The 17,623-nt window shown below is 73.6% G+C and carries 11 protein-coding genes; 9 read left to right on the top strand and 2 right to left on the bottom strand.

Translation table 11 applies throughout. From position 1 onward, the window contains the following. Positions 1-25 precede the first annotated feature (25 nt). The gene (locus ACFYZL_RS35810; protein WP_388684876.1) at positions 26-1,327 is read right to left on the bottom strand and encodes a cytochrome P450; all 1,302 of its coding nucleotides are present in this window, start codon (positions 1,325-1,327) and stop codon (positions 26-28) included. A gap of 318 nt (positions 1,328-1,645) precedes the next feature. Here ACFYZL_RS35810 and ACFYZL_RS35805 point away from each other — a divergent pair, with 318 nt between their 5' ends. From ACFYZL_RS35805 to ACFYZL_RS35790, 4 genes are all read left to right on the top strand, one after another. Next, complete coding sequence (locus ACFYZL_RS35805; RefSeq protein WP_384744797.1) at positions 1,646-2,221, top strand: hypothetical protein; 576 nt, start codon at positions 1,646-1,648, stop codon at positions 2,219-2,221. A gap of 59 nt (positions 2,222-2,280) precedes the next feature. Then, positions 2,281-3,144, top strand: coding sequence for a 2'-5' RNA ligase family protein (locus ACFYZL_RS35800; RefSeq protein ID WP_388684874.1), 864 nt, complete (start codon positions 2,281-2,283; stop codon positions 3,142-3,144). Between the two features lie 454 nt (positions 3,145-3,598). Continuing rightward, on the top strand, positions 3,599-7,579 hold the full coding sequence (locus tag ACFYZL_RS35795; protein ID WP_388684871.1) for a Pls/PosA family non-ribosomal peptide synthetase: 3,981 nt from the start codon (positions 3,599-3,601) through the stop codon (positions 7,577-7,579). Positions 7,580-7,635: 56 nt separating this feature from the next. Then, on the top strand, positions 7,636-8,961 hold the full coding sequence (locus ACFYZL_RS35790) for a M1 family metallopeptidase (RefSeq protein WP_384744803.1): 1,326 nt from the start codon (positions 7,636-7,638) through the stop codon (positions 8,959-8,961). Here ACFYZL_RS35790 and ACFYZL_RS35785 read toward each other — a convergent pair. After that, a complete protein-coding gene (locus tag ACFYZL_RS35785) occupies positions 8,958-9,500 on the bottom strand; it encodes a hypothetical protein (RefSeq protein ID WP_388684868.1) in 543 nt (180 codons plus the stop codon). The genes ACFYZL_RS35790 and ACFYZL_RS35785 overlap by 4 nt on opposite strands. A gap of 61 nt (positions 9,501-9,561) precedes the next feature. On the opposite strand from ACFYZL_RS35785, the gene ACFYZL_RS35780 reads away from it, so the two are divergent. From ACFYZL_RS35780 to ACFYZL_RS35760, 5 genes are all read left to right on the top strand, one after another. Then, positions 9,562-9,798 carry a hypothetical protein gene (locus tag ACFYZL_RS35780; RefSeq protein WP_384744807.1) on the top strand — a complete coding sequence of 79 codons (237 nt, stop codon included), beginning with the start codon at positions 9,562-9,564 and terminating at the stop codon, positions 9,796-9,798. A 22-nt stretch (positions 9,799-9,820) separates the two neighbouring features. After that, on the top strand, positions 9,821-10,846 hold the full coding sequence (locus tag ACFYZL_RS35775; protein ID WP_384744808.1) for an arylamine N-acetyltransferase: 1,026 nt from the start codon (positions 9,821-9,823) through the stop codon (positions 10,844-10,846). Positions 10,847-11,095: 249 nt separating this feature from the next. Beyond that, positions 11,096-13,192, top strand: coding sequence for a SpoIIE family protein phosphatase (locus ACFYZL_RS35770; protein ID WP_388684865.1), 2,097 nt, complete (start codon positions 11,096-11,098; stop codon positions 13,190-13,192). A gap of 74 nt (positions 13,193-13,266) precedes the next feature. Next, a complete protein-coding gene (locus ACFYZL_RS35765) occupies positions 13,267-15,336 on the top strand; it encodes a SpoIIE family protein phosphatase (RefSeq protein WP_384744813.1) in 2,070 nt (689 codons plus the stop codon). A 133-nt stretch (positions 15,337-15,469) separates the two neighbouring features. Next, positions 15,470-17,335, top strand: a complete 1,866-nt coding sequence (locus tag ACFYZL_RS35760) for a glycoside hydrolase family 3 protein (RefSeq protein WP_384744815.1) — start codon at positions 15,470-15,472, stop codon at positions 17,333-17,335. Positions 17,336-17,623 lie beyond the last annotated feature (288 nt).

The raw sequence follows: 17,623 nt of genomic DNA, 5'->3' as shown, positions 1-17,623 counted from the left end.
CCGCCGTCCTTCGTCGAGGTCTGGATCAGGTTCCTGCCGTGGGTACCGACGCGAATTCCCGGACGATCCGCGACGGACCCAGGACGAGTCGGAGGTGCTGGAGCCCCCGGAACGCCGCCATCGGGCCCTTGAGCCACGCCGCCTTGCTCTCCTCCGCGTCGCACAGCGCCATCCCGGGGAAACGCCGCAGGAGCGCGGAGAGCGCGACCTCGAGTTCGAGCCGGGCCAGCGGCGCGCCCAGGCAGTAGTGCGTGCCGTGACCGAAGCCCAGGTGCGCACCCTGGAGTCCCTCGCGCGTCACGTCCATGACGTCGGGACGGTCGAACTTCTCCGGGTCCCGGTTCGCGGAGGAGATGGCGATCTGTACGAGTGATCCCTTGGGGATCCGCGTTCCGCGGATCTCGGCGTCCTCGGCCGCGTACCGGAAGGTCGACGTCTCCACCGATCCCTCGAACCGGACGCTCTCCTCCACCGCCTGCGGGATCAGCAGCGGGTCCGCTCGGAGCCGCTCCAGTTGATCGGGACGCAGCAGCAGGTTGAGGACCGTGTTGCCGATCTGGAAGGCGGTCGTCTTGTGTCCGGCGAAGAAGACGACCCACAGCGAGGACAGGAGCTCCGTCTCGTCGAGTCCCTCCTCCGCCCGGATCAGGTCGCTCAGGAAGCAGTCCGACGGGTGCTCGCGCGTGTGTGAGATCAGGCGCGTGAAGCGGTCGCGCAGCCATTCCTCGGCCGCGAGCAGCTCGGCCTTCAGTCGGGGATCGAACCGGGAGCGCGCCACGATCGAGAACTGCTCCGTGATCTCCGCGCGCTCGCCGTCGGGGATGCCGATCAGTTCGCACAGCACCGCGATGGGCAGCGGGAAGGCGAACTGCGACATCAGGTCGACGGGCTCGCCGCCCTCGCACTCGTCGAGGAGCCGCTCGGCGATCTCGGTGATCCCCGCCCGCATCTCCTCCACCCGGCGGGGCGTGAACGCGGTCCGCAGGCTGCGCCGGAGCCGGGTGTGCCGGGGCGGGTCGGCGAACAGCACGTTGTCGTCCAGTGCGTCGAAGACGCTGCCGTACACCGCGTGATAGGTGTCGAGGGCCCCGTGCATGTCCTTGCTGAACCGCGGGTCCGACAGGGCGTCCCGGGCGTCGTCGTAGCGGGTGATGAGGTACGTGTCGATCCCGTGCGGAGGCGTCAGCCTGCACACCGGCGCCTGCTCGCGCAGGGCGGCGTAGGCGGGATGCGGACACGTCCGGTATCCCGGAGCCCCGCCGGCCACGGCCGCCACGATCTCGTCGAGGGTGTCGCCACCCGCCGGTGCCGTCTTGTCCTGCGCCATGCTCCGCACCTTCCGTCACACTCGCGTTTCGGCGACACACCGGTTCCCCGCGTCGGCGGCCCGCGAAACGTCGGCGGTCCCGTTCGAGTGGTCTTCTCCGCGCCGGATACGGGCCCTTCGCGTGCGGTGGCCCGCGAGGGTGCGCGCCCGGCGGTCGGCCGATCGGACGTCGGCCGTCCGGTCCGGCGGTGTGGCACGCCCGCGCGGCCGGGGACATGCACCCAGTCCACCCGACGCGACCACCCGGCTCGACCACTCGCCCCGTCCGCCCGGCTCGACCATCCCGTTCGTCCGGCCGGTGTCCCAAGGAGTCCGCGCATGCTCCGAAGCCTCGCCCTGGTGCTCACGACAGCCGCCTCGCTCGCCCTGCCGGCACCCGCCGCCAACGCCACCGTCTCCGCCGCCTCCGACGCGGACGCCGCCCGGGCCGCCGCGGCCCGCGCCGCCGTCTACCGGGCGACCGCCCGCTACCAGCGGCACTCCGAGGCGGTGCGGGCCGGATACGTACCGGACAAGTACTGCGTCGCCAACCGCAGCGGTGCCGGCGCACTCGGCTACCCGCACTTCAACCACGCCTACGACAACTCCGTCGACCCGACCAAGCCCGCCGCGCTCTACTACGAGGACGACGGCCACGGCGGCAAGCGCCTCGTCGGCGTCCAGTGGTTGGTCTACGACCGCGACCGGAACCCGGCGACGGACGACGACCGCCCCTCCATGTTCGGCATGCCCTTCACGGGCCCGCACCGCGGCAACTTCCCCGGCCAACCCGTCCACTACGCCCTGCACCTGTGGCTCTGGAAGAAGAACCCGCTCGGGGCGTACGAGACCTTCAACCCGGCGGTGACCTGCCTCCCCGGAACCACGCGTCCCGCGCCCGCGCCCCCGGCGTAGTGCGGCCCCCGCCGGGAGCGGCGGACGTCCTCGCGGCCGGCGGCACGCCGAGGACCGCCGTGGCCTGGATCCCCCCGGCGGAGCTGTGGCCCGTGATCCAGCGCATCCGCGAGGAGCACGATCCGCAGATCCGCCGGTGGCCCCCGCACGTGAACCTCCTCTTCGGCTTCGTCCCGGAGTCGGACTTCGACGCGGCCGCCGCCCCGCCGGCGGCCGCGGCGGCCGAGTGCGCGCCCTTCGACGCGCGGCTCGCCGGGGTCCACAGCTTCCGGCACCGCGCCTACTCGACCGTCTGGCTCGACCCCGCCGCCGCCGACCCGGCCCCCTGGACCGGGCTCGAACGCGCACTGGTGGAACGCTTCCCGCTCTGCCGGGGCCGCGCTCCCCGCTTCACCCCGCACCTCTCCCTCGGCCGCACCCGGGACCCGCGCCGGCTGGCCGCCGAGTGCGCCGCACGGCTGGGCGGCATGCCGGTGCGGGTCGACGAGCTCGTCGTCCTCTCACGCCGCGGCTCCGAGCCGATGCGCCCCCGCGCCACCGTCGTCCTCGGTACGGGCGAAGTGCGCCGGGTGGAGCCCGCCCCCGGCGCCCCGGGCGGACCCCCCTCCCACCGGCACCACGCCGCGTGGGCCGTACTGACCGTGCGCACGGAGCGGGACGAGGAACCCGGCGCGCGCCTGGACCTCGTACGGGAACGGCTTCCCGAGCTGCTCGAAACCCTCGCGCGGGCGGGAACGACCGACGCCGACGCGTGGCCCCGGCCGTTCGAGACCCTCCCGGACGGGGCACGGCTGGCGGTCGGCCTGGGCCGGAACCCGCCGGACGGGTCCCTTCTCGCCGGGATCACCGCGGACTGGCTGGGGCGGCTGCCGGGCGTGGAGATCGGCTGGGCCGAAGGCGGAGCCGTCCCCACGCTCGACTGACCCCGCGCCCGCGCCGGGTCTCCCCGGTGGGCCGGTGGGCGGCAGGTCGTCACGCTTACCGTGACCGATTTCTACAGCCCCACGCGGTTCGCCGCGCGAGCCGGGGCGCCCACCACGCTGGTGTTGCACGGCCGGAACAGGGCGGCTCCGCCCGGAGCGTGGAGCTCCTGATCGAGGGTACGCACTGCACCGGCTGGAGGAATCGGCCGAGGTCGATCCGGCGGCCCTGACCGCCGCGATCGAGGCGGCGGGGCAGTACACGGCACGGGTCGTCGGCTGATGCGCTCGCGACGTCTCACTACCGTCCTTTCCCAGCCACGCGCAAGGTGTCGGCCAGGATTTCCGTGGTGACGGACTAAAATGACGGGCTGTTTGGCGCTGGATCGGAACAACCCGGGCAGACCCGGTCTCCGCCGGCGACCCGGACGTTTCCGGGAACGAGACGCGAGGGCCGATGGCAGCCACACCTCAGAGCGGTGCGCTCACCCCGCCGGGCGACGGGGAAAACCATGAGGAGTCCGGCAAATCGGCCCGGTTCTTCGCCGGGCCGGCCTCCCCGAAGCGCACCCTCGTCGACATCTTCGAGGCTTCCGTGAGGGAGCACCCCGAAGAACCCGCCCTGGACGACGGCACCACCCAACTGACCTACCGTGCGCTCGCCGTCGAGGTCGAGCGCCGGCGGGTCGCCCTCGCGGCCGCCGGTGTCGGGCTCGGCGACCGGGTCGGCGTCCGCGTGCCGTCCGGGACCAACGAGCTGTACGTGGCGATCCTCGCGGTGCTCGCCGCGGGCGCCGCGTACGTCCCGGTGGACGCCGAGGACCCGGACGAACGGGCCGAACTGGTCTTCGGCGAAGCCGGGGTGCAGGCCGTGATGGGGGCCGGACGGCGCATCGACGCCGCCGGCCCGGCCGAAGCCACCGGCCCCAACGGCGCCACCGCTCCCAACGGCGCCACCGCTCCCAACGGCGCCACCGCTCCCCACGGCTCTGCCGGGGGCCGGATCGCCGCGCGGCCCGGGCCCGAGGACGACGCGTGGATCATCTTCACCTCCGGCTCCACCGGCAAGCCCAAGGGCGTCGCCGTCACCCACCGCAGCGCCGCCGCCTTCGTGGACGCCGAGGCCGCGCTGTTCCTCACCGAGGAGCCGATCGGCCCCGGCGACCGGGTCATGGCCGGGCTGTCCGTCGCCTTCGACGCCTCCTGCGAGGAGATGTGGCTGGCCTGGCGCTACGGCGCCTGCCTCGTCCCCGTCCCCCGCTCCCAGGTGCGCAGCGGCGCCGACCTCGGCCCCTGGCTGGTGGAGCAGGAGATCACCGTGGTCTCCACCGTGCCCACCCTGGCCGCGCTGTGGGAGCCCGAGGACCTGGCCGAGGTCCGGCTGCTGATCTTCGGCGGCGAGGCCTGCCCGCCCGAACTGACCCAGCGCCTGGTCACCGAGGGCCGCGAGGTCTGGAACACGTACGGCCCCACCGAGGCGACCGTCGTCGCCTGCGCCTCCCTCCTGACCGGAGAGGAGCCCATCCGGATCGGGCTGCCGCTGAACGGCTGGGAACTGGTCGTGGTCGACGAGTCCGGCGAGCCCGTGCCCATGGGCGGCAGCGGCCAGCTCGTGATCGGCGGCGTCGGCCTCGCCCGCTACCTCGACCCCGAGAAGGACGCCGAGAAGTACGCCCCGCTGGAATCCCTGGGCTGGGACCGCGCCTACCGCAGCGGAGACCTGGTCCGCGCCGAACCGGAAGGCCTCGTCTTCCTCGGTCGCGGCGACGAGCAGATCAAGCTCGGAGGCCGCCGCATCGAGCTCGGCGAGGTGGACGCGGCGCTCCAGGCCCTGCCCGGCGTCGCCGGCGCGGCCGCGGCCGTGCGCACCGCCCGCAGCGGCAACCAGCTGCTGGTCGGCTACCTGGTCACCCAGGACGGCTGGGACCACGCGGAAGCGGTGGGGCGGCTGCGCGCCGAGCTGCCCGCCGCCCTCGTACCGCTGCTCGCGCCCGTCTCCGAGCTGCCCACCCGCACCTCCGGCAAGGTGGACCGCGACGCGTTGCCCTGGCCGCTCCCCGACCTGGAGACCGCCGGCCCCGCCGAGCAGCTGTACGGCACCGAGGCCTGGCTCGCCGAGCAGTGGAGCGAGACCCTCGGCGTGGCCGTCACCAGCCACGCCGACGACTTCTTCGCGATCGGCGGCGGCAGCCTCTCCGCCGCCCAGCTCACCACCAGGCTGCGCACCCGCTACCCGAGCGCCGCCGTGCTCGACATCTACCAGCAGCCGGTGCTGCGCAAGCTGGCCCGGCGCCTGGAGAAGTCCGTACAGGAGGACGGCGCCGCCCGCACCGTGGCCCCGGTGCCGCGCCGCGCCCAAGTGGCGCAGTCGCTGCTGTTGCTCCCGCTGTTCACCGTGGTCGGACTGCGCTGGACACTGGCGCTGCTGGTGCTGGGCAACGTACTGCACCTCCTCGGGCCGTATCCGTGGGCGCCGACCGCCTCGTGGTGGCTCGTCGCCGCCGGTGCCGTCGTGCTCTTCAGCCCGCCCGGCCGGCTCGCCGTGGCGGCCGGCGGCGCACGCCTGCTGCTGCGCGGGGTGAAGGCCGGCCGCCACCCGCGCGGCGGCAGCGTGCACCTGCGGCTGTGGACGGCCGAGCGGCTCGCCGAGTACGTCGGAGCGACCTCGCTCACCGGCTCCTGGCTGGAGCGGTACGCGCGGGCGCTCGGCGCCAAGGTCGGCCCCGAGGTGGACCTGCACTCGCTGCCGCCGGTCACCGGCATGCTCAAGCTCGGCCGCGGCTGCGCCGTGGAGTCCGAGGTGGACCTCTCCGGGTACTGGCTGGACGGGGACCGCCTCGTGATCGGCGCCGTCAAGGTCGGCGCGGGCGCCGTGGTCGGCACCCGCAGCATGCTCTTCCCCGGCGCCCGGGTCGGCAAGCGGGCCGAAGTGGCCCCCGGCTCCGCCGTCGTCGGGCAGGTCCCCACCGGCCAGCGCTGGGCCGGGGCGCCCGCCGTCAAACTGGGCCGGGCCAAGCACAACTGGCCCAAGGAACGCCCGCCGCGCGGGCTCGCCTGGCGGGCCATATACGGGCTGACCGGCTTCTGCCTGACGGCCCTGCCCGTGCTCGCCGCGCTGCCCGCCCTGCTCGTCGCGAGCCGTTTCGTGCCCTCCGACGCCGCCCTCGCCGACGCGACGCGCGGAGCGTTGATCGCGGTGGTGCCCGCCGCGCTCGCCTACGGATTCGCGTACGCGCTGCTCCTGCTGGTCTCCGTACGCCTGCTCAGCCTCGGACTGCGCACGGGCAGCCACCCCACGCACAGCAGGGTCGGCTGGCAGGCCTGGACCGTCACCCAGCTGATGGACCTCTCCCGGGAGACGCTCTTCCCGCTGTACGCGGGGCTCATCACCCCGGTGTGGCTGCGCCTGCTCGGCATGAAGATCGGCCGCGGCGCGGAGGTCTCCACCGTGCTGGCGCTGCCGAGCCTCACCACCGTCGGCGAAGGCGCCTTCCTCGCCGACGACACGCTGACCGCCCCCTACGAACTGGGCGGCGGCTGGATGCGGATCGGACACTCCGAGATCGGCCGCCGCGCCTTCCTCGGCAACTCCGGAATGACCGCGCCCGGGCGCAGCGTGCCCGACGACGGGCTGGTCGGCGTGCTGTCCGCCACGCCGAAGAAGGCCAAGAAGGGCAGCTCGTACCTGGGCCTGCCCCCGGTCAGGCTGCCCCGCTCCGCGGCCGACGCCGACCAGAGCCGGACGTACGACCCGCCCGCGCGCCTGCTGTGGGCGCGCGGAATCGTCGAACTCTGCCGACTGGTGCCGGTCTTCTGCTCGGCCGCGCTGGCCGTGCTCACCGCGGCGGCGTTCTGCGCGCTGATCACCGACGGCCCGGGGACATGGGGGGCCGCCCTGCTGTCCGGGGCCGTCCTGATCGCCGCCGGCCTCGCCGCCTGCCTGGTGTCGGTGGCCGCCAAATGGCTCCTGGTCGGCCGCCACCGTACGGGGGAGCACCCGCTGTGGAGCGGCTTCGTCTGGCGCAACGAGCTCGCCGACACCTTCGTGGAGGTGCTGGCCGTGCCGTGGCTGGTCGGATCGGTCCCCGGCACCCCGCTGCTGGGCCTGTGGCTGCGCGCCCTGGGGGCCCGGATCGGCCGCGGCGTGTGGTGCGAGAGCTACTGGCTGCCGGAGACGGACCTGGTCTCGCTGGGCGACGCGGCCGGAGTGAACCGGGGCTGTGTGTTGCAGACCCACCTCTTCCACGACCGGATCTTGAGGACGGATACTGTGGTTCTCCGCGAGGGCGCCACCCTGGGCCCGGGCGGCATCGTCCTGCCCGGGAGCACGATCGGGGCCCGCAGCACGCTCGGGCCGGCATCGCTCGTGATGGCCGGGGAATCGGTCCCCGCCGACACCCGCTGGCTGGGCAATCCGATCGAGGCGTGGCGCTCCTGACCGGGCGGCCCGCACCAGCACGTCGTACGAGCACAGCGCAGGGAGCGGAACCGGCAGTGAGCGGCCAGCAGACAGCGGTAGCGGACCCGTACTTCCCGGCCAACGGCGATGCCCGTTACCGCGTGCACCGGTACGAACTCGCTCTGGAATACCGTCCCGGCCCGAACCGGCTGGCCGGGACGGCCCGGCTCAGCGCGATCGCGGGGCGGGCGCCGCTCACCGAGTTCCACCTGAACCTGGCGGACTTCAAAATAGGCCGCGTCCTGGTGAACGGCAGGGCCCCGCACTACACGCACCGGGGCGGCAGGCTGCGCATCCGACCGGCCAAGCAGGTGCCCGCCGGCGCCGCCTTCACCGTGGAGGTGCACTGGGCGGGCAACCCCAAGCCCGTGCGCAGCCCCTGGGGCGGCCTCGGCTGGGAGGAGCTCACGGACGGCGCGCTGGTCGCGAGCCAGCCCGTCGGCGCGCCCTCCTGGTACCCGTGCAACGACCGGCCCGCCGACAAGGCCTCGTACCAGATCTCCGTCAACATCCCGTCCGCCTACACGGTGGTCGCCGGCGGCCGGCTGCTCACCCGCACCACGAAGGCCAGCACGACCACCTGGGTGTACGAGCAGTCCGCGCCGACCTCCAGCTACCTGGTCGGCCTGGCCATCGGCATGTACCAGACGGTGCTGCTCGGCGACCCGGGGCTCGGCGGGGTCCCGCAGAGCGCCCACGTACCGGCGCACCTGCTGCCGAGGTTCTCACGCGACTTCGCCCGGCAGCCCGCCATGATGCGGCTGTTCGAGGAACTGTTCGGGCCCTACCCCTTCGGCGAGTACGCCGTGGTCGTCGCCGAGGAGGAGCTCGACGTTCCCGTGGAGGCCCAGGGACTCTCCCTGTTCGGCGCCAACCACGTGGACGGGGCGCGCGGCTCCGAACGCCTCATCGCGCACGAGCTGGCGCACCAGTGGTTCGGCAACAGCGTGAGCATCGCCGACTGGCGGCACATCTGGCTGAACGAAGGGCTCGCCAAGTACGCCGAATGGCTCTGGTCGGAGCGCTCCGGCAGCCGCACCGCGCAGGAACTGGCCTCCATCGCGCACCGGCTGCTGTCCACGCAGCCGCAGGACCTGAAGCTGGCCGACCCGGGCCGCAAGCTGATGTTCGACGACCGGCTGTACGAGCGCGGGGGCCTCGCCGTGCACGCGGTCCGCGTCGCCCTGGGAGACGGGGCCTTCTTCCGCATGCTGCGCGACTGGGCGTCCGTGCACCGGGGCGGAGCGGTGACCACGGCCGGCTTCACCGCCCACGCGGCGCGGTACGCGGACGAGCCGATGGACGACCTGTTCAAGGCCTGGCTGTACGAGCCGTCCCTGCCCCCACTGCCCGTGGGCTAGCCACCGGTGCCGGTGCCGGTGAACACGGAGGGCGGCAGGTGCCCGGCGCCGGCGTACACGGCCATCAGGGCGCGCCCGCCGAGGGGCAGGTAGCGGCCGGCGATGCCCAGGTTCGAGCCCGGCCGGCCGGGCTCGGTGACCAGCGCCGGCTGAAGATCGACCGCCGTCTGCTCGGCGGCCGCCAAGCGCCGGGCATGGCCCACGTGGATGCCCGCGAGCCGCGCCGCGACCCGCAGCGTCGCCGGCTCGTCCTCGCCGAAGCCCTCGTGCGCCCGGGCGGCGAGCACCCTCCCGTGGACCTCGTCACGGGCGGCCAGCGGTACCGCGACCACGTGCGCGCCCGCACCGTCGCCGCGCACGTCCAGGACCTGCACGGGCCGGGCCGGATCCGGTGCCGGGGCCGGGCCCTCCAGCAGCCCGGTCGCGCCCTCCGCCGCGACGCGCTCGTGCCCCGCGCCGCGGCCGGACCGCTCCACCGCCGCAGTGCGCGTACCCCCGACCGTCCCGGCGGCACCCGCCGACCAAACCGGATCGGTCATCGGGCGGCAAAGTCTTCTCCGGGTCGCGTGACCGGGTTCCGGCCGGCGCGTTTCCCCCGACGTGACGCTCGACGACCTGTACACCAGCATCGTGGCCGAGGAGATCGAATCCCCGGCCGAACCCGAACGCCTGCCCCTCCTCACCCGCGCGGAGGCCGACCTCGCGCTCGCCGTGCTCGACGTCGTCGCGGGCGGCCCCATGGACGAGGAGGTACGGTCCACCGCCCGGGCCCTGCGCTCCCGGCTCGGCCTGCGGCTGTGCACCGAAGGCCCGTATTCCGGTTTGACCTCGAGGTAGGTGGAGGTTGCAGGCTTGGATCATGAACATCCTGCCGGCAGAGACCGGGGGCGCGCCGACCGCCGCCCCCACCACCGACCACCCGACCCCCGGGACCCGCCCGGGGGACCGGCCCGCGGACTTCCTCCCCGTCCCCGACCCCAGCCCGACCGACCACCGGCCCGACCGGTGGTCCGGCGAACTGCTCGACCTCGACGCCTATCTGGCCCGGATCGGCTACGAAGGCCCCCGCGAGCCCACCCTCGCCGTCCTGGGCGACCTCCAGCGCGCCCACACCACCGGCATCCCCTTCGAGAACGTGCACGCCGTCCTCGGCCGGGACCTGCCGCTCGACCTGCCCTCCGTGGAGGCCCGCCTCGTCCGCGACCGCCGCGGCGGCTACTGCTTCGAGCACGTCCTCCTCTTCGCGGCCGCCGTCGAACGCCTCGGGTTCCACGTCACCGGGATGATCGGGCGGGTCAGCCTCGGCGCGCCCAAGGTCCTGCCCGCCACCCACGGCCTGCTCGCCGTGACCGCCCGCGACGACGACCGCGAGTGGCTGTGCGACGTCGGCTTCGGGGCCGGTCCGCTCGGCCCGATCGAACTCGCCGACGGCGCCCAGGTCGCCTACGACGGCTGGCGGCACCGGCTGGAGCGGAGGCCCGGCGCCCACGGCATCGACCAGTGGTGGCTGTATCAGACCGCCCCCGGCCCGTCCGGCCCGGACGAGGACCCCGAGCGGGTCCCGACCCCCTGGATCGACCGGCACACCTTCACCCTGACCCCCCAGTACCCGATCGACTACGTCGTCGGCAGCCACTTCGTGGGCACGCACGCGCGCTCCCCGTTCGTCCGCAGGCTCTTCGCGCAGCGCCTGACCCCGGCCGCGCACCACAGCCTGGACGACCTGAAGCTCGTCACCACCCGCCCCGACGGGACGAGCACCACCGAGGAGCTCGCCCCGCAGGCCCTGGACGGGACCCTGCGCGAGGTCTTCGGGATCGCCCTCACGGAGGAGGAGCTCCACGAGATCGCCGCCCGCCGATCCGCCACCGGTCCCGCTCGCTAGTGCTCTGACCGGAAAGGTTCACCGCCTCACGACGCCCGGCACGGCACCTCGCCGCGTTGTCGGGCCACGCAAGTACGTCCACAACGAGCCGTGGCCCTCCGCCTTGCGATGCGCCGCACCGGACGCCGCGAGTCGGCAAACCTTTCCGGCCAGAGCACCAGGCCCTTGCCCGAACCCGCCCGCCGGCTCTGCCGCCGGGCGCCCCGGCGTGCTTCCCGCCGCGCAACTCCCGAGGTCTTCGCATAATGGATGGACAGATCGGCGGGTGGAAGGGGACGTCTCGTGCCATCGGCTCGGCCGGGGGGCGCGCAGGCTCATGGTCCGCTCCGGTCCGAACCGGGGACGCTGCTCGAACGTGTGCCCGTGGCCGTCTTCGGCCTCGACGACGACGACCGCGTCTGCTACTGGGGCCCCGGAGCGCGGGAACTCTTCGGGTACGACTCCGCAGACGTCCTGGCGCGACCCGGCGCCGGCCTCTTCGCCGACGAGCGCCACGGCTCCTCGGTCTCCTGCGCCCGGCTGACGGAGCGGGGCCGGACCCTGGGGTACTGGAGGGGCCGGCTGAAGGCACGGGACCGCTCCGGCCGCGCCTTCCCCTGCGGCTTCCGGTCCTTCTCCGTGACCGGAGCCGGAGGGCCTTCCGTGGTGATGGTCCTGGCGAGCCGCAGCGACGAGCTCGACCGGGTGAAGACCAACCTCGCCTTCCTCGACGCCCTCTTCGAGACCTGCCCGATCGGGCTGGTCATGCTCGACCCCGACCTGCGGTACGTCCACCTCAACCAGGCGCTCGCCGACATGGACGGCCTCTCCATCGAGGCGCACCTCGGGCGGCACATGGACGAAATCATGATCATGTCCGACGGAGGCGAGTACGAGCGCATGCTCCGCGCCGTCGCCGGGGGAGGGGCGCCGGTCGTCGGCGCCCTGGTGGGAACGCGCCCGCGGGGATATCCGGACCGGGACCAGGTCCGCTCGGTCAGCTTCTTCCCCCTCAGCCAGGCCGTCGGCTCCCGCCCCGGGGTGGGCGGGCTGATGGTGGACGTCACCGACCGGGAACGGGCCATCCTGGAGGCCACCGCCGGCCGCCGGCGCCTCGCACTGCTCGACGGTGCCTCCGCGCGCATCGGGACCACCCTCGACGTGAACCTCACGGCCCAGGAACTGGTCGACGTGTCGATGCCGGACTTCTGCGACGGTGCGGTGGTCGAGATCGTGGAATGGATGGACGACTCGGAGGACTTCGACCCGGAGCTGCCGCTGATCACCCGCAGGATCGCCTCCGGGACGATCCTGCCCCCGCCCGCCGTGGAGCTCGTCAGCGGGGTGGGCAAGGTGCGCTACCCGCCCGGATCCGTCATCCACGACATGCTGAGCACCGGCCGCGCCATCTCCGCCGAGGTGAACCCCGAGTTCCTGGCCCGGACCGTCCTCACCGAGTCCCGCACCCGGATCATGGCCGAGAGCGGGGTGGCCTGCGTGCTCGTCGCCCCGCTCATCGCCCGGGACACCGTCCAGGGGATCGCCATGTTCGGCCGCTCCGGGGAGCGGCCGGCCTTCACCCGGGACGACGTCCTCCTCGCCGGCGAACTCGCCTCGCGCGCCGCGATCTGCCTCGACAACGCCCGCCTGTACAGCCGCGTCCAGGACATCGCCCTCACCCTCCAGCGGGCCCTGCTGCCCCGCGCCCTGGAGACCGGCCCGTACGTGGAAGTGGCCCACCGGTACGTGCCCGGAAGCCGGATCACCGAAGTCGGCGGCGACTGGTACGACGTGAGCAGCCTGCGCGACGGCCGGGTCGCGCTCGTCGTCGGCGACGTGATGGGGCACGGGGTGTCGGCCGCCGCCTCCATGGGCCGCCTCCGCATCACCGCCGACGCCCTGGCCGGGCACGTCGACGACCCCGCCGAGATGCTGGCCGAACTCGACTCCTGCGCCCAGGTGGCCGGGATCGAGCTCGCGACCTGCCTCTACATCGTCCACGACCCGACGAACGGCCTCACCCGGGTGGCCCTCGCCGGCCACCCACCGCCCCTCGTGCTGCACCCCGACGGCACGGTGGAGACCGTCGACGCGGATTCGGGAGTCCCGCTCGGCGTCGGAGGCTTCCCCTTCCGCACGACCGAGATCGAACTCCCGGCCGGCGCGACCCTCGCCCTCTACACCGACGGCCTCATCGAGGCGCGCGGCCGGGACATCGAGACCGGCCTGGACGCGTTGCGCGCCGAACTGGCCGGACCACCCGGAACGTTGGAGGCACTGGCGGACCGCATCCTCACGAACCTGCTGCCGATCCCGCCGACCGACGACACCGTCCTCGTACTGGCCCGTGTCCGCCGAGCCCCTTGAGGCGGGCACCGGGTGCCCGGTCGCCGGGCGACCCACCGGGGGCGATACTGGATGTCACGCCGCGTGGAGGCGACATGCGCGAAACGGAGCACGGCGGCCCGGGCCGGGCCCCGACGTCCGCCGGTGGCACGGCAGCGGTCGTACTGGACGACGCGGGCGTGGTCCTGGCCTGTTCCGAAGCGGCCGTGACACTGCTCGACTGCTCGCCGGGCCGGGTGTGCGCCCCGCTGCTCGCGCTGCTCCCGCCCGGGGACACGGGGGCGGCCCCGGGCGGGCGCCCGGTGTCCCTGCCCGGCGCGGACCCGCCGGGCCCCCGGTCCGGTCCGGCGTTCGAGGTGGTCCGCCTCGCGGCGCGGGCTCCGGACGACGGCGCTGCGCCGGGGCAGTGGCTGGTGCTGCTGGTGCCCGCCGCGTCGACGGCGGACACGGCCGAACGGGACGCGGAGCGACGCCGGAGCTCCCTCGCCCGGGTCGCGGCCGCGACCATCGGCGCCACCCTGGACGTCACGGTGATGGCCGAAACCCTGGTGAACCTGATCGTGCCCGACTTCGCGGACCTGGCGACCGTCGACCTCGCCGAGCCGGTACTGGTGGGCGACGAACCGCCGCACCTCGACTCCGGCGGTGACGTCCGGCTGCGCCGGGCTGCCGCCGCGCAGAGCCCGGGGATCTCCGCGGAGGAGCTCCTGCCCGTCGGAGAGGCCGTCCCGCCCGTACCCGACAACGATCTGATGCGTCCCTTCATGGAGGGGCGGGCCGTTCTGGTCCCCGACGTGTCCGTGCTCCGTACGGCCCTCGGAGTGGACCGCGCGTCCCTGCCGCTCCTCATCCCCGGCGGGTCGCACTCGTCCGTGGCGGTACCGCTCTACGCCCGGGGGCTCGTCCTCGGCTGCGTCACCATCTGGCGCAGTCAACTGCCCTCCCCCTTCGGGGAGGAGGACGCCGCGCTCCTCCTCGACGTCGTCTCCAGGGCGGCGATCGGCGTGGACAACGCCCGCCGCTATACCAAGGAGCACCGGTCGGCGGTGGCCCTGCAGCGGAGCCTGCTGCCGACCTCCGCCGTGAACACGCCCGCCGCCGACGCCGCGGGGATCTACCAGCCCGCGGGCGGCGGTGTGGGGGTCGGCGGGGACTGGTTCGACGTGATCCCCCTGCCGTCCCTGCGCGTGGCGTTCGTCGTCGGCGACGTCGTCGGCCACGGGCTCGACGCCACCGCGGGCATGGCGAGGCTGCGGACCGCGGTGCAGACCCTGGCCGATCTCGACCTCGACCCGGGTGAACTGCTCACGCACCTCGACGACCTGGTCCTCGGCTTCTCCGACGAGCACACCAGCGGCGCCTCTCCCTCCGAGCGGGCGGTGCTCGGAGCGACCTGCCTGTACGCCGTCTACGACCCGGTGACGAAGACCTGCGCCGCCGCCACGGCCGGCCATCCGCCGCCGGCCCTCCTGCCGCCGGACGGGGAGCCGTTCTTCGTCGGCATGGCGCCGGGACCCCCGCTCGGGGTGGGCGGAGTGCCCTTCGAGGTGACGGAGTTCGCGGTGGAACCCGACAGCCTGCTGGCGTTCTTCACGAACGGAGTCGTGGGCAGCCGCGGCGGCGACATCGAGGAGGGACTGGAGCGGCTGCGGACCTCCCTCGCCGGCGCCGACCGGAGCCTGCCCCTGGAGGAGGTCGGCCAGGGCGTCTTCGACGGAGTGCTCCCCGAGGAACCCGCCGACGACGTCGCGCTGTTGCTCGCCCGCACCCGCGCGCTCCCGTCCGACCGGGTCGCCGAGTGGCAGCTCGAAGCCGATCTGTCCCTCGTGGCGAGCGCCCGTGAGCTGGTGGTGCGGCAGCTCTCCGACTGGGAGTTGGACGAACTGGGCTTCGTGACGGAACTCGTCGCCAGCGAACTCGTGACGAACGCCATCCGCTACGCCGGCGGACCGGTCGGGCTCCGGCTGATCCGCGACCGGGTGCTCGTCTGCGAGGTCTCCGACCCCAGCAGCACCCAGCCCCGCCTGCGCCGCGCGCGGGAGACGGACGAGGGCGGGCGCGGCCTCTTCCTCGTGGCCCAGCTCGCCGACCGCTGGGGCAGCCGGTTCACCGGCACGGGCAAGACGATCTGGACGGAGCAGGCCATCGGCGGTCCCCAGGTCTGAGGGGCGGCTCGCGTCGCGTCATGGGAGTCGGGCCGTTACGGGAAGTGTGCGTTCCGCAGGTCTGTTCCGGGAGTGGTTACACGTGTAATCTCCGGCGGTACGACTTGTGAAGTGAAGCTTCGAGGAGCATGCGATGGCAGACACTCCGGCGGCCCGGCCGCGCATCCTGACCGCTCCGGACGGTACGTCGTTCCGTGATCTGAACGGCAACGGCGTCATGGAACCCTACGAAGACCCCCGTCTGCCCGCGGCCGAGCGGGCCCGGGACCTCCTCATGCGCATGACGCTGGAGGAGAAGGCGGGTCTCCTCTTCCAGACCATGATCACCATCAATCCGGACGGCTCGCTGGTGGAACCGGAGCCCGGAGCCCCCGACGACGACCCGATGCACGCCTCCACCTCCGCGATGGTGACCGGCAAGCTGATGAACCACTTCAACCTGCTCGGGGCCGCGGCGCCGCGCCGCATGGCCGAGTGGAACAACCGGCTCCAGGACCTGGCCGCCGCCACCCGCCTCGGCATCCCGGTGACCCTCTCCACCGACCCCCGCAACGGCTTCGTCGACAATCCCGCGGCGAGCGCCCAGACCGAGGGGTTCTCGCTGTGGCCCGAGCCGCCGGGCCTGGCCGCCGTCGGCGACGAGGAACTCGTACGGGAGCACGCCGACATCGTCCGCCAGGAGTACCGCGCGGTCGGCATCCGCCTCGCCCTGCATCCGACGGCCGACCTGGCCACCGAACCCCGCTGGCCGCGCGTCCTCGGCACCTTCGGCTCCGACGCCGAAGTGGCCGCCCGCATGGTCGCCGCCTACGTCCGGGGGCTCCAGGGCGAGAGCCTCGGCACCCACAGCGTCTCGGCGATGACGAAGCACTTCCCCGGCGCCGGGCCCCAGCTGGACGGCGAGGACGCGCACTTCCCCTACGGGCGCGAACAGGTCTACCCCGGCGACAACTTCGACTACCACCTCATCCCCTTCGAGGCCGCCTTCGCCGCCGGCACCTCGCAGGTCATGCCGTACTACGCCATGCCCGTCGGCACCCCCTACGACGAGGTCGGCTTCGGCTTCAACAAGGGCGTCGTCACCGGCCTGCTGCGCGAGAAGTACGGCTTCGACGGCATCGTCTGCACCGACTGGGGCCTGGTCACGGACACGCAGATCTTCGGGGCGCCCTTCCCCGCGCGCGCCTGGGGCGTGGAGGACCTGGACCGGCTCGCCCGGGTGGAACTCATCCTGGAGGCCGGAGCCGACCAGCTCGGCGGCGAGGCGGCCCCCGAACTCGTCGTGGAGCTCGTCCGCACCGGCCGGGTGGCCGCCCGGCGCATCGACTCCTCCGTCCTGCGGCTGCTGAAGGAGAAGTTCGTCCTCGGCCTCTTCGACGATCCCTACGCGGACCCCGACGCCGCCGCCCGGATCTGCGGGAACCCCCGGTTCACCGAGGCCGGCCTGGCGGCCCAGAGCCGCTCGGTCACCGTCCTCAAGGACCGCCCCGCGGGCGCCGACCGGCCCTTGCTGCCGCTCGCCCCCGGGGTGCGGATCTACACGGAGGGCGTGGACCGTGCCGTCGCCGCCGAGTACGCGACGGTCGTGGACGCGCCCGGCGAGGCGGACGTCGCGGTGCTGCGCATCGCGGCGCCGTACGACAAGGACCGGACGACGGGCTTCGAGTCCTTCTTCCGGGCGGGCCGCCTCGACTTCACCGAGGAGGAGCTGAAGCCCGTGCTCGACGTCGCCGCCGCCGTTCCGACCGTCGTCGACGTCTTCCTGGACCGGGCGGCGGTCCTACCCGAGATCGCGGACCGGGCGGCGGCCCTCGTGGCGAACTTCGGCGCCTCGGACCGGGCACTGCTGGACGTGCTCTTCGGCCGGGCGGCGGCCGAGGGGCGGCTGCCCTTCGAACTGCCCCGCTCGATGGAGAGCGTCGTCGCGGGACACGAGGACGTGCCCAACGACTCGGGCGACCCGCTCTTCCCCTACGGACACGGCCTCCGGCTGGGCTGACCCCGGCTCCGCACGGGGGTGGCGGCTCGGCGGCCGCCGCCACCCCCGACGGTCGGAGCGGATTCCACCGGCCCGTACTTCCCGCGACCCACGAGGTCATACGTATAACCCCTCGTTACCAAAATCAGATATCGCGCATTGTTGACGGTCGCCATTTTGGCGAGATACTTGCTCCACTCTCCCCCCGCTGCCCCGAGATTGAGGTGCCGCCCCATGGAGCTCTCCCCGTCTGCGCATGTCGACACGTTCTGTCGTGATCGGCTCCCGCCCTTTCCCCTCTGGCCCGAA

This window comes from Streptomyces sp. NPDC001717 (assembly GCF_042892775.1).
Classification (GTDB): Bacteria; Actinomycetota; Actinomycetes; order Streptomycetales; family Streptomycetaceae; genus Streptomyces.
The sequence above is the reverse complement of the archived record's forward strand: the minus strand, read 5'-3'. Positions and strand labels throughout refer to the sequence as shown.